Source organism: Vibrio fluminensis, assembly GCF_015278125.1.
Lineage (GTDB): Bacteria > Pseudomonadota > Gammaproteobacteria > Enterobacterales > Vibrionaceae > Vibrio > Vibrio fluminensis.
On record NZ_JADILO010000020.1, the window covers coordinates 25760 to 46239 of the forward strand.

A 20480-nucleotide genomic window follows, 5' to 3' on the forward strand; every position below is an offset into this window, starting at 1 on the left:
AAATCGATTATTTCTTACGTACGTGCGGTGCTGCTTTATCTAGTACACCGTTCACGAATTTGTGGCTGTCTTCCGCAGCGAACACTTTAGCAAGTTCGATCGCTTCGTTGATAACCACTTTGTAAGGAACGTCTTCACGACGAGTCATCTCATACATAGCAAGACGCAGCAGCGCAAGCTCCATCAAATCCAAATCTTGCATTGGACGTGAAGTGTATGGACGAATCTTACAATCTAGCTCTGTGTGACTTAGCACAACACCTGTTAGAAGGTCACGGAAGTAAGCAACGTCAGTGTCTGGCGCAGTTAGTGCAGGTTCTGATGCGTGATGCTCTTCCTCATCATACTTACCACCTGATAAAAACTGCTCTTCAATTGTGGCAACATTGTCTTTAGTAATTTGCCAAGAGTAGATCGCTTGTAGAGCGAATCGACGTGCATTACGACGTGCGGCTGGTTTCACACTGGCCCCCATTAGGAATCAATTTCTGAAAGAACGTTAATCATCTCAAGTGCGCTTAGTGCAGCCTCTGCACCTTTATTACCAGCCTTGGTTCCTGCGCGCTCAATTGCTTGGTCAATCGTATCAACGGTCAATACGCCAAATGCTACTGGAAGGCTAAACTCCAGAGAAACTTGTGCAAGACCTTTGTTACATTCACTACAAACATAGTCAAAGTGTGGAGTACCGCCACGAATAACTGTACCTAGAGATACAATCGCGTCGTACTTACCTGTTTTCGCTACACGTTGAGCTACAAGAGGCAGTTCAACCGCACCAGGACAACGAACAACAGTGATGTTGTCTTCGCTTACTTGTCCATGACGCTTTAAAGTATCGATTGCACCAGACAATAGACTTTCGTTAATAAAACTGTTGAAACGAGAAATAACGATAGCAATTTTTGCGTTTGGCGCTGGGAAGCCACCCTCGATCACTTTCATAAGCCTTCCTTTAACTATGTTCATCAAGTGAGAATCGCCGGATTCTAGCACAAAACTGTGAGCAATATCTAATAGGTTTTTACATATAGAAAACGAAAAAGCGAGACGCCATCGACACCTCGCTTAATTAGTTGATAAATAACAGACTCGATTACTCGGTTACATACTCAACGACATTCAAACCAAAACCACCCAGCGCATGGTAGCGCTTGTTGGTAGAGGACAATAGGCGCATATCATGCACACCAAGATCCGCTAAGATTTGTGAGCCAACACCCACTCTGCGTGATGTACCCTGTTTTTTCGCCAATGTTGGAGCGTTGCCTTGATCTTGCGCTTCAAACATTTTGACACGGTGAATCAGTAAGTCTGTCGGCTCTTCATTGCCAAGGATCACTAACACACCACCGTCTTGACCAATGCGCTTCATCGCTTTATCAAGCGTCCAACTGCGCTCAGCATTGCGGTCACTGCGCAGCAAGTCTGTGAAAGTATCTTGCAGGTGCACGCGCACTAATGGCGCTTGTTCTGCACTCTCTTTACACAGCGCATAATGCACTTGGTTATCGATGGTATCGCGGTAGGTCACCAAATTGAACTCACCAAATTCCGTTGGCAGCTTACACTCTGCCACTCGCTCGATGGTCGTTTCAGTATTGTTGCGGTACTCAATCAAGTCCGCAATGGTGCCCAATTTCAAACCATGTTTTTCGGCAAACACTTCCAGATCAGGGCGACGCGCCATCGTGCCGTCATCGTTAAGAATTTCAACAATCACAGACGCAGGCTCTAAACCCGCTAAACGCGCCAAATCACAACCAGCTTCAGTATGGCCCGCACGGGTTAATACACCACCCTCTTGCGCTGCCAACGGAAAGATATGTCCAGGTTGAACCAAGTCTGCCGCTTTTGCATTTGGAGCGACGGCTGCTTGCACTGTACGAGCACGGTCCGCAGCAGAAATACCAGTGGTCACGCCTTCAGCAGCTTCAATCGACACGGTAAAGTTAGTGGTATATTGCGCATTGTTGTCTTGTACCATTGGCGGTAAACCAAGGTTTTCACAACGTGCTCGCGTCATTGTCAGACAGATCAAACCTCTTCCGTGAGTCGCCATAAAGTTAATCGCTTCTGGCGTAATATGCTCTGCGGCCATAATAAGGTCGCCTTCGTTCTCACGATCTTCGTCATCCATCAGGATAACCATTTTTCCTAAACGAATATCTTCGATAATTTCTTGAGGCGTACTAATTGGCATTTTCCATTCCTATTTCTGACAGGTTTTGTTTCTAGCGAATCAAGGGCATATGTAAGAGCACACTTAAAGGCATTGTGCCTTATTTGCCATCAAGCAAAGCCATTTTGTTGTAAAAATTCCATCGTGATGCGTGACTCTGCCGCTTGGGGTTGCTGACTGGTCAACAGTCGTTCCATATAACGAGCTAAAACATCGACTTCCAAATTCACTTTGCGTCCAACATGGAAGTCAGCAATCGTCGTCTCTTCGCCAGTGTGTGGCACGATGGTGAGTTTAAAAGCATTTTTACGCAATGCGTTCACCGTTAGACTAATACCATCGACGGTAATTGAACCTTTTTCTGCTACGTACTTACTGATCTCTTCTGGCATCTCAACCCAAAATTCAATCGCACGGCCAACTTGATTGCGTTCGACAATCTCACCAACACCATCGACGTGACCTGAAACAATGTGTCCACCAAAACGCGTGGTTGGTAACATCGCTTTTTCAAGATTCACTTTTCCACCAACTTGATATTGGCTAAAACCCGTTTTATTCAATGTTTCTAGCGATAAATCAGCCGTGTAACTATGATCGTTATAAGCCACCACCGTTAGACATACACCATTGGTTGCAATGCTATCGCCAAGCTTAACATCACGCATATCAAGTTTACCGCTATCAACAGTAACGCTAATATCTTCGCCTTTTGGCGTAATGGCAGTTAGCGTACCAACTGCTTCTACTATTCCAGTAAACATAACTATTGTTCTTTATAGATTGGTTTCGCAATGATACGAATATCAGGACCGACTTGAGTAACGTCTTTAATGTCTAAATCGATAACTTGTGACATTGCCGTCAAACCGAGCATTCCGATCAAGCCACGGCCATCACTTCCCATCAGTTTAGGCGCTAAATAGAGGACCAGTTCATCAACTAAGCCAAGCTTAATCATTGAGCTTGCCAACGTTGCTCCAGCCTCGACCCATAAGTGGTTAATATTGTGCTCGCTCGCTAAGGCTGTCACTAAGTGTCGCAGGTCAATTTGCCCCTGTTCATCAAGCTTAGCAATCACGTCACCATGCTCACCAACGCGCAAAATCTCTCCTTCAGAGTGAAACAGTTTAAGCTCAGGATGCAATCGATTTTGGCGGTCTAAAATCACACGCAGTGGTTGGCGTACTGACTCTGGTTGGTAGTTAGCTTGAACCGAAGGCGGTAAGTCATTCCAACGCACATTCAGAGAAGCGTTATCATCAATAACCGTTTTGCTAGTAGAGAGAATAGCCCCAGACTTAGCACGCAGTCGCTGCACATCTTGGCGAGCTTGAGGAGAGGTAATCCATTGACTTTGACCGTTTGCCAAAGCCGTTTGTCCATCGAGACTGGCAGCCATTTTAAGTTGCACAAATGGCTTACCCGTTTCCATACGTTTCAGAAACGCTGGATTTAACGCGCGAGCGTCAGCTTCTAACAAACCGACCTGAACTTCAATGCCGGCGTCACGCAGCATTCCGATACCTCGCCCGGCAACCTGCGGGTTAGGATCTTGCATCGCACAGACTACTCGCGCCACTTTGGCTTTAATTAACCCTTCAGCACAAGGCGGGGTTCGACCATAGTGAGAGCATGGCTCTAAGGTTACATAGGCCGTCGCACCTTGAGCGCGCGCTCCAGCCATACGCAAAGCATGAACTTCGGCATGAGGTTCTCCGGCTTTGGCGTGATAACCCTCACCGACAATCTCATCGCCCTGAGTGATCACGCACCCCACATTAGGGTTCGGTGCGGTGGTATAAGTACCGCGCTGTGCAAGTTTGATTGCGCGCAGCATCATGGCGTGATCTTGAGCACTGAATTCAGCCATAATTACACCTACTTAATCTTCGAGTTTCGCGATTTCTTCGCCAAACTCGCGAATATCTTCAAAACTGCGGTAAACCGAAGCAAAACGGATATAAGCGACTTTATCGAGCTCTTTAAGTTGCTCCATCACTAAGTTGCCGACCATTTCACTTGGAACTTCACGTTCACCTGTCGCACGCAATTTAGATTTGATCATGCTAATTGCAAGCTCAACAGCATCTGCACTAACCGGACGTTTTTCTAACGCACGTTGCAGTCCGCCGACCATTTTATCTTCATTAAATGGTTCGCGATTACCATTGGATTTTATTACGCGAGGCATGACTAGCTCAGCGGTTTCAAATGTCGTAAAACGCTCGCTACACGCCAAGCACTGTCTACGACGGCGCACTTGATGGCCATCAGCCACTAATCGAGAGTCGATAACTTTAGTATCGGTCTCGGAGCAAAAAGGACAATGCATATTACCTCCATATCAATGCCAGTAGTGTAGCGGAATTAGCAACTTGAAGAAAAGAAAAAGGGGCTTGATAGCCCCTTTTCACTGCATATTTCGCATATTACCCCAAATAGTTGCGGCGGCTGCGACAATCTTGCAGCGTCTAATATGAGCCGCGTTTAACTGCGCGCCAAGTAGTTGGCTTTACCCACCCACTTATAGCTGGTCAACTCTTCTAAGCCCATTGGACCACGAGCATGCAATTTTTGCGTCGATACAGCCACTTCAGCACCGAGGCCAAATTGCGCGCCATCGGTAAAACGGGTTGACGCATTTACATACACGGCTGCCGAGCCAACAGAGTTAATAAAGCGCTCTGCATTTTCTAAGCTATTGGTCATAATGGCATCAGAGTGGCTGGCATTGTGCACACGCATATGGTCGATCGCTTCTGCCACATCTGCCACAACTTTCACACCTAAAGTGTAGCTTAACCATTCGGTATCAAAATCACCTTCAACCGCATCACGCAGATCTTGAGCATTGCCCAACAACGCTTTCGCTTTTGGCTCAGCGACTAACGCGACTTTACCGTTTAAACGCTCTGCCAACATAGGTAAGAACTCAGCCGCGACTTTTTCATCCACCAGCAAAGTATCCAAAGCATTACACGCCGAAGGACGTTGCGCCTTCGCGTTTTCAACCACATCAAGTGATTTAACCAGATCAGCTGTTTGATCAACAAAGATATGACTGATACCAAAGCCACCAATAATCACCGGGATGGTGCTGTTCTCTTTACACATTTTGTGCAGGCCAGCACCACCTCGTGGGATGATCATATCCACATAGTCATCGAGTTTAAGTAATTGCGAAACTAATTCACGATCTGGCTTTTCAATGTACTGTACAGACGCTGCAGGTAGGCCTGCTTTATCCAACGCCACTTGAATGACCTTCACCAGCTCCATATTAGAGAAGAAAGTCTCTTTGCCACCACGTAAAATACTCGCATTACCGGTTTTCAAACACAGAGCGGCAATATCAATCGTCACGTTAGGACGCGCTTCGTAGATGACGCCAACCACGCCAAGTGGCACGCGGCGTCGAGACAATGACATGCCGTTTTCCAGCACTTTACTATCGATTTCGCTGCCAACAGGATCATTAAGGCTAATTACATTACGCACATCGTTAGCAATACCCGCTAAACGTGCTTCATTGAGTAGTAAACGATCAAGCAGTGCGTCGGTCAGACCCGCTTGACGGCCTAATTCGATGTCTTTTTCGTTAGCAGCCAAAATCGCTGCTGAATTCGCTTCTAGCTCGTCAGCGATAATTGCTAATGCTTGGTTTTTCTGCGCAGTCGAGGCTGTCGCTAGTACGAAAGCAGCATCCTTTGCTGCTTTACCCATATTAGTTAAATCCACGTCACTTCCTTACTGTCCTTTACCACTTAAAACTCGCGCCGGCGCTCGAACTACCGTCACCATTACTCATTTAAGGTGGTTAGGATGAAAATCTATTATTCTTGAATCACGACCATGTTGTCGCGGTGCATCACTTCTGAGCCATAGTCATAACCTAAAATGGTTAAGATATCTTTACTATGGTGACCAAGGATCTTATCCATATCACTACTTGAATAAGCCGAAATTCCACGGGCAACTAATTTGCCTGCTTGGTCATTAATGCGCACTACATCACCACGACTAAACTCGCCGCTCACTTTAATTACGCCTTTCGCGAGTAAGCTACTGCCTTTACCAATAACCGCATTAACGGCACCTTGGTCGATAATAAACTCACCCGTTGCTGCTGGCCCCGCAAGAATCCAGCGCTTGCGGTTTTCTAACGCTTCTTCACAAGGAAGGAAACGCGTCCCTTGAGGCTCATCACCTAAAGAGTCAAAAATTACGTTTGGCGCGCTACCTGCGGCGATAATGACTTCAATACCAGCTCGGCGTGCAATGTCCGCCGCTTGCAGTTTGGTTGCCATACCGCCGGTGCCTAAAGTCGTGCCACTGCCACCTGCGATTTTACGCAGCGTGTCATCAATGGTTTTGACTTCTTTAATCAGTTCAGCGGTTGGATCTTTACGCGGGTCTGCGGTAAACAAACCTTTTTGGTCCGTTAAAAGCAACAGTTTATCAGCGCCACATAAAATGCCGACCAAAGCGGATAGGTTATCGTTATCGCCGACTTTAATTTCGTTGGTTGCAACGGCATCGTTTTCATTCACGACAGGGATAATTTCATGCTCGATTAGGGCATTAATGGTGTCACGTGCATTAAGAAAACGCTCACGGTCATTCAAATCTGCGCGCGTTAATAGCATTTGACCAATTTTCATGCCGTAAATGGCAAACAGAGATTCCCATGTCTGAATCAACTGACTCTGACCTACAGCGGCAAGCAATTGTTTGCTCGACATCGCGTTGGGCAGTGCGGGGTAGCCAAGGTGCTCACGACCTGCCGCAATAGCGCCAGACGTTACAATAACCACTGAGTGGCCAAGTTTTTTAAGCTCTGCACACTGACGTACCAACTCCACCATATGAGCTCGGTTTAGTTGTAGCGTACCGCCAGTTAGTACACTGGTACCAAGTTTGACAACCACAGTTTGTGGTTGGGCAACTTTTCCGCATTGTTGATTCGTTGTCATGATAAATTGAATTAATAAAAAACAAGAGCTGATGTTTTATCAATCAAAAGCGAATTAAACAAGCAGAAAAGGCGCCAATTGGCGCCTTTTTACTAGTCGATGAAGATTATCAGAAGCAATTAGACAAATTCGACTGACTCTTTGTGCAGTGTTACCTCAATTTCATACTCATTCTTTAGCATTTCCAACAAAGATTGGTGAAAGCTATTTTGAATACGATTCACGTCAGCCACCGCACTTTTCGGCAGTGACTCTTCCACCCACTCACCGAGTTTGTTGTATTTGCCGATTCGATACCGCGCAGCAAAATGATTGTCTTGCTGTTCGAGCTCTAGCCACCACCCCCAAAACTCTCGTTCTTCTGGTGATTTTTTGTCGTTGACACAAACGCCCAAACAATCAAATAGATAAAAACCTTCCTTGCTTTGCGACTCTCTAAGATACGGGCCTAATGCCCTCAGACTGGTTATCAAGCGAAAATGAGTCGGAATCTTGGTCACTTTTGACATGTTGACTCTCCGTAGTTTTAGTTTTTTAGTTAGACACAAACCCTATGCGTCTGATCTTACTGTTAACCAAATTAGTAGAGAAGTCATCTCATTAACTCATCTTCTAGCCATTTAATCGCCAAATCGAGCGCTTGCTCATATCCTTGTGTAATTGTTTTGGAACTGATTTTCTTTGCTCTACCATAATCACTGAAAAGTGCCACTAGTTGATTATCACTCAATGGTGAAACCGGGTCTCCTTCGAGACTCAATGCAAGAATAGGCACTCGTGTTTTACGGCTACCTAGAATGCCCTGCGCTTTTAATGACCATGCTCTCATTTGCGCCGACAAGCTACCAATATCAACCACATCTTTACCAATACGTGTCGCCAAGAGATCTAAGTACATTTTAGACATCTGCTTTAGCTTATCTGGTGAAGAGAGAATATCGTGAATGGGTGCACCAAGTGCAACGCACGCTTTAATCTTAGTTTGCTCCATAAATGACAAACGCACCAAGGCATTACCGCCAAAACGAAAGCCAATCAAACCAACACGGTAATGGTCAACCCAAGGAACCGAAGGCAAATGGTCCAATACCGCCTGATGGATACATGAGGTATCTTCTGTCAAAGGCCAATGGCTAGAATGACCAATCGATGGCATATCGACGGTTAACATTGCAATGCCTTTCGGCGCGAGGTAATCGCGGAATAAACGCCACATATCACTTTGCAATGAATCGAGCCCAGCACTGACCATCACGACAGGTTGAGGCTTTTCGGTACTGGTTAAATGCAAGTGAGCGATGACTTTTTTATTCTTAAATGGCACTTCAAGGCGCTTAACTACAAAACGAGTCTTCTCTGTAGCTTCTTGATAAGCTTTATTGGCAAGCACCTGAGCTTGCAGCGCTAAATTGTCATTTTTTAGATGGGGGTAGCCTGCAATGCTAAAGCACAATGAAGCATTAAACAGTTCATCCGCCACCGCTTCGCCTTGTAAGTCATGAGCACGCTTTTGATGCAGCATACCCAACTTGGTCCACTCATAAGTCCAGTTGCCACTGTGGTAGCCCATCACCGTATCCAGCCACTGATCATGAGTGCGAGAATGGTTAGAGCCAGCAATACGTGCTAACACTTCTTCCATTTCAATCGGATCAATTCCTTGCCAAGTCCACTGCAAGCGATGAAGGTTGCGATACCAACTGCGGTTATCTTTCTCACGCATTTCATCAAGTAAAACACGGTTAGTTGGCATGTAACGAGTAAGTTCGGAAGTCTCTTTCGCCTGCTTGTGCTTAACAAATAGGGTTTCTGAGAGATTCTTATTATCTGTCTCTGACATATGTAGGTACCTAGCTTTGATGTCTGTAACCCCTTAAAGCTATTAGCTCCTAGAAAATAAGGCAATAGCGAGAGCACTTTTTCATCTTATTCTATCAACACAAAGATAAAAAAAATGACCCTTGCGGGTCATTCTTTCTATTATGCAAACACTATTTTTGCTTGCGATTAATTGGCTCAACGTATTGAACGATAGTATCCCATGGCTGCTCAATCCAAGTGTCTTGAGCAATATCGACTACGTAATCGTCAAGCAGCGCTGCACCAGATGGCTTAGCACATACTGCAATGAGTTTTGCTTTCGGGTACATTTCACGTAATTTACGTGCAGTATCACCGCTATCTACTAGGTCTTCTACGATTAGGTAACCTTCACCGTCACCTTCCGGCGCTTTTAGTACGCTCATATCACGCTGATGATCGTGGTCATAGCTAGAGATACAAATTGTATCAACGTAACGAATACCAAGCTCACGAGCAAGAATAGCACCAGGTACTAGACCACCACGACTTACCGCCCAAATACCCTTCCACTGTTCTGCAGGCATTTGTTTTTCAGCAAGTTCACGGCAGAAGTTCTGCATGTTGTCCCAAGTAATAATGAATTTTTTACTCATTGTAATAACCTAATAATTTAAAAGTCTTGCGTCCCCTGTTACGCAAAGAGAGCTCCGATGCAGAAACTAGCAGAGTGCGCACAGTTGAATGGGGACAAGCTGCGCAAACGATTATTCTACCCAAACAAGCATACAATACCAATGGGCAATTAAAAGAAAAGCCATAGCAGTGTGACCGACTATGGCTTTTATAATTATCTAAGATAAAGCACTAACACCCCGACATGCTAGCGCTCAATGATAATTATGCGATTAAGTACTTGATGATGAAGATAGCTGAGAGTACCCATACGCTCATCGACACTTCACGTCCTTTACCACTTAACAGTTTAATAGCCGCGTAAGAAATAAAGCCTAATGCGATACCTTCAGCAATCGAGTAAGTTAAAGGCATCAACAAACATGTCACGACAACTGGCGCCGCTTCGGTAAGGTCACGCCAGTCAACGCTCACCAAGCCAGACATCATGAGAATCGCTACATAGAACAAAGCACCTGCGGTTGCATAAGCAGGAATCATACCGGCAAGAGGGGCAAAAAATAGCGCCAATAAGAACAATAGACCAACCACAACAGCCGTTAGACCAGTACGGCCACCAGCCGCTACGCCAGCAGTTGACTCAACAAATGAAGTGGTGCTTGAAGTACCCAATACTGCACCTACAGACGTTGCAGTAGAGTCAGCTAGCAATGCTTTACTTAAACGAGGAAGCTTGCCATCTTCTTTAATCAGGTTAGCCTTTGTAGCCACACCAACTAGCGTACCGGCGGTATCAAAGAGATCAACAAATAGGAAGGCAAATACAACCGAGATCATACCGACTTCAAACACATCCGCGATGTTCATTTGCATCAATGTCGGCGCAATACTTGGTGGCGCAGACATTAAACCACCCCATTGCACGTCACCTACTACAATACCGATTGCGGTAATGATTAGGATAGCGATCATAACCGCACCGCGAACACCGCGATAAACCAAACCAATTGTAAGGAAGAAGCCAAGGGCTGCGAGCGCTGGTTTAAGGCTAGTAATATCACCACGGCTAACGAGCGTCGCTGGGTTATCAACCACAATACCTGCATTTTGCAAACCAATAAATGCGAGGAAAAGACCGATACCCGCAGAAATGCCGGTACGTAAAGAAAGTGGGATAGAGTTGATAATCCATTCACGCACTTTGAAAATACTCAAAGCCATGAACAAGATACCAGAGACAAATACAGCACCTAGAGCAACTTGCCACGTATGGCCCATACCTAGCACAACACCGTAAGTGAAGAACGCATTCAAACCCATGCCTGGTGCAAGTGCGATTGGATAGTTAGCGACTAGACCCATTATAAAACAGCCAATAGCAGCCGCTAGACAGGTCGCGACAAATACCGCACCTTTGTCCATACCCGCATCTGCGAGCATCGCTGGGTTGACAAAGATGATATAAGCCATCGTTAAGAAGGTGGTTAAACCTGCGATAATTTCCGTTTTGACAGTGGTGCCATTTTCACTGAGCTTAAACAGTTTCTCGAACATGGTCGAATCCTATAAGTTTTTAAGTAAACGTTTGCGTAATCGATTGGCTGGGATTATAAAGTTATCAAATAATAAATTCCAGATAGAATTATCACTCTAATTAATATTTTTCTTCCAAGCAAAGACGATGCCTTAGACACTTCCTCTACAAATGAAAGATTTGGTCATATTTTTCAACAACTAACAAGGATGAACCAGTGACGGTTAATTGATGAAAAATCACACCATGTAGCAAACTTTCAAATAGAAAAGGGCGACATAAGAGCTCGGTTGATGAGCATTCTCTATGATGAAACCAGAATTTGTACACTACTCGGGGATTTGAAGAGAAATTGAAACAGAGTTAAAGATTGAGAGGATAAAAAAACGCCACTCAAATTGAGTGGCGGTTGAATCATGTCCAGCTAAAAACTGCAGCTGTAAAAAAATTCCAATAATAGGGGTGAACAAACTGTTCAGAAACAAGCTAAAAACTAGTAGCCAAAGCTTGTTGGGTATACAAAGTTACTTGTATAAACAGAGCTGTTTATCCAGAACATTGCACTTGGTAAACCTTTCATGCTATCACCTTTAAATCAATGCAAATAAAACAAAACGTTGATTTCTCGGTTCCTTGGAGGCGATAAATCGGACTCATCCTTTGAGCGTTTTTTCTTCAACTCGTGAAGTTGGTAGTAAATATACCCTAAAGAAAAAAAATTACAACACTTAACGTGACAAATGTCGCATAAAAATCAAAATTTAATCAATTTCAAACTTTTTCTGTAATTTAATTACAGCTTTATCAGCGTTTACTCAGCATTATTTTCACTCAGATGAAAACGATTGCTTATTAGAAATAGTGATAAACTCGCGTTATTAATCGCTAAATGATAAATACTCTCACCCCTCTACTCTCTTTGTTACGAGAGTGATATGCTAGCTTCCTCTATTTTGTAGGTCAGCTTTAGTGTTTCGTTCCAATTGAGAACAGAAGCAGTGCAAAGCCAGATTTGACCTTAAGTAACATAAGGAGTTATCCGTGTCTGAGTTCCATTCTGAAATCAGCAAGTTATCACCTGCTCCACTTTGGCAGTTCTTTGATAAAATCTGTTCTATTCCTCACCCTTCAAAACATGAAGAAGCGTTAGCACAATACATTGTAAGCTGGGCACAAGAGCAAGGTTTAGACGTACGCCGCGATCCAACCGGTAACGTATTTATCAAAAAACCAGCAACGCCAGACATGGAAAACAAAAAAGGCGTGGTTCTGCAAGCCCACATCGATATGGTGCCGCAGAAAAACGAAGATACTCAACACGACTTTACAACGGATGCGATTCAGCCTTACGTTGATGGTGAATGGGTAACAGCTAAAGGCACGACACTTGGCGCTGACAACGGTATCGGTATGGCATCATGCCTGGCTGTTCTTGCCTCAACGGATATTAAGCACGGTCCAATTGAAGTTCTGCTCACCATTGATGAAGAAGCAGGCATGACTGGTGCATTCGGCCTAGAAGCTGGTTGGCTAGAAGGTGATATCCTCCTTAATACCGACTCAGAGCAAGAAGGCGAAGTTTACATGGGCTGTGCTGGCGGTATCGATGGTGAGTTAACGCTGACTGTCGAACGTGAAGCAATCCCTGCGGGTTACACTACCCGTCAGCTCGTACTGAAAGGTCTTAAAGGCGGTCACTCTGGTTGTGATATTCACACAGGTCGCGGTAACGCCAACAAACTACTGGGGCGCTTCCTAGCGGGTCATGCGCAAGAACTAGACCTACGTCTGGTTGAATTCCGCGGTGGTAGCCTACGTAATGCCATTCCTCGTGAAGCATTTGTAACGGTTGCACTGCCTGCTGAAAACGAAGCGAAGCTGGCAGAGCTTTTTGAGTTCTATACAGAGCTTCTTCACGCAGAGTTAGGTCGTGTGGAAACAGACATCGTAACTTTCAATCAGTCTGCTGAAGCTGAAGAAATCTTTACCGTGGCGACTCAGCAACGCTTTATTGCAACACTCAACGCTCTTCCAAATGGCGTAGTGCGCATGAGTGATGACATTGAAGGCGTAGTAGAGACATCACTAAACGTTGGTGTGATTACGACTGATGCCGATAAAGTGACTGTACTTTGTTTGATTCGCTCTTTAATTGACTCTGGCCGCTCTCAAGTAGAAAGCACGTTAACTTCTATCGCTGAACTCGCTGGCGCAAATATTGCGTTTAGTGGCGCATACCCAGGTTGGAAACCAGACGCAGATTCAGAAATCATGCAGGTCTTCCGTGATCTGTATGAAAACATCTACGGTCACAAGCCAAACATTATGGTGATCCACGCCGGTCTAGAGTGCGGTCTATTTAAAGAACCATACCCAACTATGGACATGCTTTCATTTGGCCCTACGATTAAATTCCCACACTCTCCGGATGAAAAAGTCGAGATCAGTACTGTGGCTCTTTTCTGGGAACAAATGGTAGCACTATTGGAAAATATTCCAGCTAAAGCATAATTACCTACCATTAGTATTACTAATCCAAAAAGCCAGCTTGCATTAGCTGGCTTTTTATCAAATTACGATAAATTTATTTTATCGTTACGAATAGACATTTTCGTTAGTCACGAAGAAATCAGGTTGTTACAGTCCCCTCCTTGAAGCGTCTTTGGGCAAACCATCTTGCCTTCTTCAAGCCATAACACCGTGTTGTTATGCTGGGAGCACTCCATCCTGGGGTGTCTTATTTCTCTCATGTACTAATCTGTAATAGGTAGTCGCTCTCAAGCGCACATTTCGAGATATGAGTGATTGGCTTTGATGATAAATCGAGCTAATTATAACTAGGCTCTCATTGTGCATGTCTGGTATTCAGACATAGGGCGGCAATGTCACTTTTTAGTATCAACAAATAACTGAATGACTGCGATGAAGAAAGAAAAACTACTTGTAGGTTGGTGTGAAACACTAAGCCTACCAGGACTTGGTATTGATAAAATTAACGCGAAAGTTGATACCGGTGCTAGAACATCTTGCTTACACGCGTTTAAAGTAGAGAGCTTCTCAAAGGAAGAGACACAATGGGTGCGTTTTTGGTTACATCCAATCCAGCACAACACGGAAGTAGAAATCGTATGTGAAGCAAAAGTGGTCGATGCTCGCGTAGTTCGCGACTCTGGCGGCCATGAAGAAAAACGCTATGTAATTGAGACGGAAATGAGCTTAGGTGGTCAAACTTGGCCAATCGAGATCACTCTAAATAACCGCGAAAACATGGCATTTCGTATGCTACTAGGTCGTACTGCTATGCATGACCGTATTCAAGTAGATCCTGTGGAATCTTTTTTAGTCCCGTTTGAGGAAAACAAATAATGAAAATTGGTATTCTGTCTCGCAACGCGAATCTGTACTCTACTCGTCGTCTGATCGAAGCGTGTGAAGTTCGAGGCCATGAAGTGAAAGTGGTTGATGCTCTGCGCTGTTACATGAATATCAATTCTCAAAAGCCCGAAATCCACTTTAAAGGTGAAGAACTTTCTGGCTACGATGCGATTATTCCTCGCATCGGCGCATCGGTGACCTTTTACGGCACTGCGGTATTGCGTCAATTTGAGATGATGGGCGTTTACCCAGTCAACGAATCAGTGGCGATCACTCGCTCACGCGACAAACTGCGCTCAATGCAATTACTGTCGCGCAAAGGCATTGGCATGCCGATCACTGGCTTTGCAAGCAAACCAGATGATGTAAAAGACCTACTAGAAATGGTTGGTGGTGCACCAGTCGTTATCAAACTACTTGAAGGTACTCAAGGTATCGGTGTTGTTCTTGCGGAAACTCGCAAAGCAGCAGAAAGTGTTGTTGAAGCTTTCATGGGTCTGAAAGCGAACATTATGGTACAAGAATTCATTAAAGAAGCGGGCGGTGCGGATATCCGTTGTTTCGTAATTGGTGACAAAGTGATTGCGGCGATGAAACGCCAAGGTGCAGAAGGCGAATTCCGCTCGAATCTACACCGCGGTGGTAGCGCTTCACTGATTAAAATTACGCCAGAAGAACGCCGTACTGCGGTAGCTGCTGCGAAAATAATGGGTCTAAATGTGGCTGGGGTCGATCTACTTCGTTCAGACCGCGGTCCATTAGTCATGGAAGTAAACTCATCTCCGGGTCTTGAAGGTATTGAGGCCGCAACTGGTAAAGACATTGCTGGAATGATTGTCGAATTTATTGAGAAAAACGCGGCAAGTAAAAGGACTAAAACTCGTGGCAAAGGCTAAAAAGAATCGTGCTTTTGAATTTCTCGGCGAATCAGTTGCGCCGGGGGAACGTAAGGTAATTGAGTTAGAAGCGGCCAAGCTTTACACTCATTCACCTTTATCGATTCCAGTCGAAATCATCAACGGTAAATTGGCGGGTCCAATTTTGATGGTAAACGCTGCAATCCATGGCGATGAATTGAATGGCGTAGAAATCGTGCGCCAGCTAATCAATACCATTGATGCTAGCAAACTGAGAGGCACGCTTATCGCGGTGCCGATCGTTAACGTATTTGGTTTTATTCACAAGTCACGCTACCTGCCTGACCGTCGTGATTTAAACCGTTGCTTCCCGGGTAGTGAAAAAGGCTCGCTTGCTTCACGTATGGCGCACACCTTCTTCTCGCAAGTAGCAACGCAATGTGATTACATTCTTGACCTGCACACAGGTGCAATTCACCGTACCAACTTGCCTCAAATTCGTGCGGATTTGAGCAATGCTGAAACACTGCGAATTGCTCAAGCGTTTGGTACGCCAGTAACGATTGATGCACCGCTACGCGATGGTTCACTTCGTAGTGAAGCAGAACGTTTGGGTATCCCTGTACTGACTTACGAAGCGGGTGAAGCACTGCGCTTCGAACCAATCTGTATTAGTGCGGGTTACTTAGGTGTGCAACGCGTGATGCAGGCAATTGGCATGCTTCGTACTAGCCGTAAGAAGATCCCAAATACTGTGATTGCAAAATCGACTAGTTGGTTACGTGCAGAGAGCGACGGTATTTTACGTACGGTTGTGACGCTGGGTGATCGTGTCGAGAAAGGCCAAGTGCTTGCTTATATCAGTGCGCCTCTTGGTCACAGTGAGATTGAACTGGTTGCGCGCAAAGGCGGCATCGTTATCGGTCAGCAAACTCTACCTTTGGTTAACGAAGGTGATGCAATCTTCCACCTTGCTTACTTTGAAGGTGACGACGAAGAAGCAGAACTGCTCGTGGAAGAGTTTATTGAAGATATCATCGATGCGGATCTTGAACCTCTGACGACAGGTCAAATCAATACACCATCTTAATCACTGCGATTTCGATCTAAAAATGCCCGCTATAGCGGGCATTTTTGTCTCTGCTAATCCATTATCCGAATGAAGCCCAGATAACCGTCGCCACTAGAATTGGGCAGACAAACTTGACGTACGCAGGCCACAATTTACCAAACCAACCTTGAGTAAATTCAGGGTAACCTTGCTCAAGCTCCTTAATTTTCGTGTGTCGGCTCCACACCCAGCCACCAAATAGACAGAACAACAATGCTGCCATTGGTTGCAAGTACTGAGTTGCCACGGTCGCTACTAAGCCAAACATATCAGCAAAGTTGTACACAATCACTACGCTAAATAGCGCAATCAGGCCACCTAGTACCCAGCTTGTTGGACCGCGTTTGGTATTGAAGCGCTCGCCCACCAGTGATACTGGACACTCAAGCATCGAGATTGATGAGGTTAATGCAGCAATAGTCAGCAGTAAAAAGAACACTCCTGCAAACACTTGACCAAGTAACCCTAAACTGTCGAACATCAGCGGTAATACAGTAAATACTAGAGTGTCAGAGCTCAAAAGTGAGCCATCATCAGCGTAGATCTGTACCCCTTTTTGCATCGCAACATACATCGCGGGCATGACAACTAAACCTGCGATAAACGCCACTGCAGTGTCAACTAAGGTTACATTCATTGCCATTTTAGGCAGGTTTTCTTTTTTGCTTAAGTACGAACCATAGATCAGCATTGAACAGCCACCAATGGTCAAAGAGAAGAAGCCCTGCCCCATTGCCGCTAGAATCAACTTACGGTCAAATACTTTTTCAAAGTCAGGCACGAGGTAGTGCTTAAGCCCCTCAACCGCCCCTGCTTGAGTCATGATGTAAACAAACAGTAAGCCAAACAGCACAAAGAGTGCCGGCATCAATCGTGTTGACCACTTTTCAATGCCTTGCTTAACGCCACCTTGCACAATCAGGATAGTAAGAACATAAAAAACAAGCGTACCAAAAAGGTTGCGTTCTACACTGAATCCTTTAAACCATGCCGTTGCCGATTCAAAACCAAAAATGTCTGTGACCGCACCAAATAAGAAGCAAATCAACCAGCCGCCGACAATACTGTAAAAGGCGAGAACTGCGCATGGTACGCTAAGACCAATCCAGCCAACCATACTGCCAAGATTTTTACCTAAAGGATTAGTGGTCAGTGAACGCATGCTATCTACTGGGTTAGCTTGCCCATATCGGCCAATCGCCATTTCCACCACCAACATAGGAAATGCGACCACTAAGATCATTACCAAGTAAACCAATAAGAAAGCGCCGCCACCATTGCTAGCCGCTTGCGTAGGAAAACCCCAAATATTGCCTAGACCGACAGCTGCGCCTGCCGCGGCTAATACAAAGCCCAAACGGGAGCCGAAATGTTCACGGCTAGAAGAAGTTGCTTGTGTCATACCACTCACACAAATATCAATGAACTAGTGAGCTAGTACACTATATCAATTACCATCATCAATCAATACGCTATAGTGATTTATTCTGATTTTTTATTCGATTAACCCTCGATAAATCTACAGCCATAAAAACCTATATCTGGCGATAAAAACAACAAAGGCGCCTATTGGCGCCTTTTAAAAATGCAATCAACTTAAATTGAGAAGACTTGATAATCTTTCAATTCAGGTATTTTTTTCAGAACATCCTGTTCTTGCTCTGCCATTTGATCCAATGAGTCACAAAATTCTCGTGACTGCTGTTCGGCTTGTTTGGCATGTTCCTTCATGCGCTGTTCGATACGCGCTTTCAACTCATACATACTTTCAGAAAGCTCTGTTAAGTTAAGGCCACCATCTTGCTGCATCTTTTCAGACAACACATTCATTGCATCGCCCATAAACTCTGAGGTGAAGATCTCTTTTGCTTTGGCAAAGTCTTCCGTCCAAGACTCTGTCATCTCACTGAAGCTTTGTGCTGGTAAGATCAAATCACCATCTTTGTAGTAACGCGCTTCAACGTCAGCGTAGAACTCTTTTACGGCTGTTTTAACGTCATCAAACGCATCTGGCGCACCTAGACTCTTAGCGACATCATCAATCAGATCATTGGCTAACGCGACACTCTCATCCGCCATTTTCTTCGCTTGCGGAATGTAGGCATTCATCTTCTCGCGGTAAGCTTTGATCGCTTGCTCTTGCTCTGCGGTCAGCGCAATTTTTTTACCATCAATAAAAAGATTATTGTCACTGTCTAATTGGGCGTTGTCACCATTCGCTTGAGTGATTTCAAGCTGTTCACCATCCAACGAGATTTGGTTTTGCAAATCAACACGGCATTGGGCCGCATAACTACTGCTGCAAAATAAGACTAAGGATAGGGTAACTAAATGCTTCATGACCTTCTCTCAATTAGTTGTGGAATATTTATTTACTATATCATCGATACTGACAATAGATGTTAACGTACTGTCACGATAGCGTAGGCGGTCGATTTACCACCAATGCTCAGTTCCACTTCATCATCTTGATACTTACCTTTGAGTAACTTACCCATCGGTGATTGAGTGGTGAGTAAGTAGATGCTCACTTGTTGATGCTGCACTGCTAACCCACCAGCACATGGCGCAATAAAAAAGCGCTTAACTGCACCCTGTTCATCCTCAAGCTCGACATAGGCTCCCACCGCGATCGCTTGCTGCTCAAAATCTCGTAGTTGAAGTTGGCGCATCAGGTTGAGTTCATTCTCACACTCTTGAACTCGCATAGCTTGCCCATGAGCAAGGTAAGAGGCTTCTAAAGCTAACGTATCATATTTATGCTCAGGCACTGTCTCTTCATCGGTCGCGGCATCAATTGCACGCTGAGTAGAAGAACGCGCTATCTCCAACTTGTCTTCCAAAGCGACTACAATAGCGTCAAGGATTGTTTGTTTGTCCATATCTAACGAAATTAATAAAATAACGGCTTGCAGAATAGCATGTTCATTTAAAAGAAACTCAACTGCTTACTTCTATCTTCCGGCTTTAACATCACACTTAAACCGAGTAAGCGGATCTCCCGCCCATTCTGTCTTTGCAAGACATCGCGTAACAACTGACGAAAATCGTCAAGATCAAGTTGCGGATGAATATGTTCTATGGTGGTGAGCTGAAAATCGGCGAATTTAACCTTAATACCTTGCTTAATAATAGCTTTATCAGGACTCGCTTTAGCTAAGCGAACTTCCAACTCTGGATACAGCTTTTGTTCGATCACCTGCCAACACTCATCATAGGAGCGAATGTTATGGCTAAAAGTACGCTCAACGCCAACAGATTTACGTTCTCGCTCAGTCACCACTTCACGCTCATCAATGCCATGACTGCGTTTCCACAACGACTCACCTTGACGCCCAAACTTATGCAATAACTCGCGATAGTCCGCTTGTTTAATGTCTTCGCAGAGATAAAAGCCCGCTTGATGGAGTTTTTCTAAGCTAACTTTTCCAACACCCGGTATTTTCTCGAGCGGCAATTTATCCACCACCTGCTGAACTTGATTGGGCGGAATAACAAATTGCCCATTGGGCTTATTAATATCAGACGCAACTTTAGCGAGAAACTTGATCGGCGCCACACCAGCAGAAGCGGTCAGATGAAGCTCATTAAAGATATCGCTGCGAATTGCTTCAGCGATCAGGGTTGCGGAACCACGATAAAGTGTCGCATCGGTAACATCAAGATAAGCTTCATCGAGCGACAATGGTTCGATAATAGCGGTATAACGCTCAAAGATAGCTCGGATTTGACCAGAGACTTGTTTATACACGTTCATCCGTCCTGGTACGACTAGCAAATTAGGGCAGAGTTGAATCGCGCGACCTGTCGGCATGGCACTCCGGACACCAAACTTACGCGCTTCATAGTTGCAAGTACTAATCACGCCTCGCTGCTTCTCACTGCCGCCAACAGCAAGAGGTCTCCCTCGATACTCTGGAAAGTCGCGCATCTCCACCGCAGCAAAAAAACAATCCATATCAACATGGATAATCTTTCTAATTCGCTCCGACATTTTTGCACCAAAACT

The 20480-nt window shown here is 44.9% G+C and carries 21 protein-coding genes; 4 read left to right on the forward strand and 17 right to left on the reverse strand.

All coding sequences use genetic code 11. From position 1 onward, the window contains the following. Nucleotides 1-7: 7 nt before the first annotated feature. The 13 genes from nusB to vcdP all read right to left on the reverse strand — a co-directional run bounded on the left by nusB (nucleotide 8) and on the right by vcdP (nucleotide 11708). Entirely contained in the window at nucleotides 8-475 is a 468-nt protein-coding gene (nusB, locus tag IRQ95_RS13885) for a transcription antitermination factor NusB (RefSeq protein ID WP_194437493.1), read from the reverse strand. Then, nucleotides 475-945 carry a 6,7-dimethyl-8-ribityllumazine synthase gene (gene ribH / locus IRQ95_RS13890; protein WP_005592769.1) on the reverse strand — a complete coding sequence of 157 codons (471 nt, stop codon included), beginning with the start codon at nucleotides 943-945 and terminating at the stop codon, nucleotides 475-477. The genes nusB and ribH overlap by 1 nt, the downstream gene beginning before the upstream one ends. A gap of 151 nt (nucleotides 946-1096) precedes the next feature. Further along, complete coding sequence (gene ribBA / locus IRQ95_RS13895) at nucleotides 1097-2203, reverse strand: bifunctional 3,4-dihydroxy-2-butanone-4-phosphate synthase/GTP cyclohydrolase II (protein WP_194437494.1); 1107 nt, start codon at nucleotides 2201-2203, stop codon at nucleotides 1097-1099. A gap of 89 nt (nucleotides 2204-2292) precedes the next feature. Further along, a complete protein-coding gene (locus tag IRQ95_RS13900; protein ID WP_194437495.1) occupies nucleotides 2293-2946 on the reverse strand; it encodes a riboflavin synthase in 654 nt (217 codons plus the stop codon). 2 nt (nucleotides 2947-2948) lie between these two features. Beyond that, nucleotides 2949-4055 (reverse strand): bifunctional diaminohydroxyphosphoribosylaminopyrimidine deaminase/5-amino-6-(5-phosphoribosylamino)uracil reductase RibD, encoded by a 1107-nt coding sequence (ribD, locus tag IRQ95_RS13905; protein ID WP_194437496.1) that lies wholly within the window; start codon nucleotides 4053-4055, stop codon nucleotides 2949-2951. Between the two features lie 12 nt (nucleotides 4056-4067). Next, complete coding sequence (gene nrdR, locus IRQ95_RS13910) at nucleotides 4068-4517, reverse strand: transcriptional regulator NrdR (protein ID WP_075649526.1); 450 nt, start codon at nucleotides 4515-4517, stop codon at nucleotides 4068-4070. Nucleotides 4518-4672: 155 nt separating this feature from the next. Then, entirely contained in the window at nucleotides 4673-5923 is a 1251-nt protein-coding gene (locus tag IRQ95_RS13915) for a glutamate-5-semialdehyde dehydrogenase (protein ID WP_194437497.1), read from the reverse strand. Between the two features lie 95 nt (nucleotides 5924-6018). After that, the gene (proB, locus tag IRQ95_RS13920) at nucleotides 6019-7158 is read right to left on the reverse strand and encodes a glutamate 5-kinase (RefSeq protein ID WP_194437498.1); all 1140 of its coding nucleotides are present in this window, start codon (nucleotides 7156-7158) and stop codon (nucleotides 6019-6021) included. Between the two features lie 119 nt (nucleotides 7159-7277). Continuing rightward, nucleotides 7278-7667 (reverse strand): sigma factor-binding protein Crl, encoded by a 390-nt coding sequence (gene crl, locus IRQ95_RS13925; RefSeq protein WP_194437499.1) that lies wholly within the window; start codon nucleotides 7665-7667, stop codon nucleotides 7278-7280. An 83-nt stretch (nucleotides 7668-7750) separates the two neighbouring features. Beyond that, the gene (frsA, locus tag IRQ95_RS13930; RefSeq protein WP_194437500.1) at nucleotides 7751-8998 is read right to left on the reverse strand and encodes an esterase FrsA; all 1248 of its coding nucleotides are present in this window, start codon (nucleotides 8996-8998) and stop codon (nucleotides 7751-7753) included. Between the two features lie 151 nt (nucleotides 8999-9149). Then, entirely contained in the window at nucleotides 9150-9614 is a 465-nt protein-coding gene (gene gpt / locus IRQ95_RS13935) for a xanthine phosphoribosyltransferase Tet(34) (RefSeq protein ID WP_194437501.1), read from the reverse strand. Nucleotides 9615-9858: 244 nt separating this feature from the next. Beyond that, on the reverse strand, nucleotides 9859-11148 hold the full coding sequence (locus IRQ95_RS13940) for an NCS2 family permease (RefSeq protein WP_194437502.1): 1290 nt from the start codon (nucleotides 11146-11148) through the stop codon (nucleotides 9859-9861). Nucleotides 11149-11621: 473 nt separating this feature from the next. Continuing rightward, on the reverse strand, nucleotides 11622-11708 hold the full coding sequence (gene vcdP, locus IRQ95_RS22475) for a small protein VcdP (protein ID WP_483409760.1): 87 nt from the start codon (nucleotides 11706-11708) through the stop codon (nucleotides 11622-11624). Between the two features lie 461 nt (nucleotides 11709-12169). On the opposite strand from vcdP, the gene IRQ95_RS13945 reads away from it, so the two are divergent. From IRQ95_RS13945 to IRQ95_RS13960, 4 genes are all read left to right on the forward strand, one after another. Next, nucleotides 12170-13639, forward strand: a complete 1470-nt coding sequence (locus IRQ95_RS13945; RefSeq protein ID WP_194437503.1) for a beta-Ala-His dipeptidase — start codon at nucleotides 12170-12172, stop codon at nucleotides 13637-13639. Nucleotides 13640-14050: 411 nt separating this feature from the next. Continuing rightward, nucleotides 14051-14494 carry an ATP-dependent zinc protease family protein gene (locus IRQ95_RS13950; protein ID WP_194437504.1) on the forward strand — a complete coding sequence of 148 codons (444 nt, stop codon included), beginning with the start codon at nucleotides 14051-14053 and terminating at the stop codon, nucleotides 14492-14494. After that, entirely contained in the window at nucleotides 14494-15399 is a 906-nt protein-coding gene (gene rimK / locus IRQ95_RS13955) for a 30S ribosomal protein S6--L-glutamate ligase (RefSeq protein WP_114766511.1), read from the forward strand. Before IRQ95_RS13950 ends, rimK begins: the two co-directional genes overlap by 1 nt. After that, complete coding sequence (locus IRQ95_RS13960) at nucleotides 15386-16450, forward strand: succinylglutamate desuccinylase/aspartoacylase domain-containing protein (RefSeq protein WP_194437505.1); 1065 nt, start codon at nucleotides 15386-15388, stop codon at nucleotides 16448-16450. Before rimK ends, IRQ95_RS13960 begins: the two co-directional genes overlap by 14 nt. A 61-nt stretch (nucleotides 16451-16511) precedes the next feature. On the opposite strand, the gene IRQ95_RS13965 is transcribed toward IRQ95_RS13960, so the two are convergent. The 4 genes from IRQ95_RS13965 to dinB form a co-directional block, all read right to left on the reverse strand. Continuing rightward, nucleotides 16512-17873: a sodium-dependent transporter gene (locus IRQ95_RS13965; RefSeq protein WP_194437506.1), complete on the reverse strand. Its 1362-nt coding sequence runs from the start codon at nucleotides 17871-17873 to the stop codon at nucleotides 16512-16514. Nucleotides 17874-18067: 194 nt separating this feature from the next. Beyond that, the gene (locus IRQ95_RS13970) at nucleotides 18068-18811 is read right to left on the reverse strand and encodes a YggN family protein (RefSeq protein ID WP_194437507.1); all 744 of its coding nucleotides are present in this window, start codon (nucleotides 18809-18811) and stop codon (nucleotides 18068-18070) included. 62 nt (nucleotides 18812-18873) lie between these two features. Continuing rightward, entirely contained in the window at nucleotides 18874-19353 is a 480-nt protein-coding gene (locus IRQ95_RS13975; protein WP_194437508.1) for a transcription elongation factor, read from the reverse strand. Nucleotides 19354-19400: 47 nt separating this feature from the next. Next, the gene (gene dinB / locus IRQ95_RS13980) at nucleotides 19401-20465 is read right to left on the reverse strand and encodes a DNA polymerase IV (RefSeq protein ID WP_194437509.1); all 1065 of its coding nucleotides are present in this window, start codon (nucleotides 20463-20465) and stop codon (nucleotides 19401-19403) included. Nucleotides 20466-20480 lie beyond the last annotated feature (15 nt).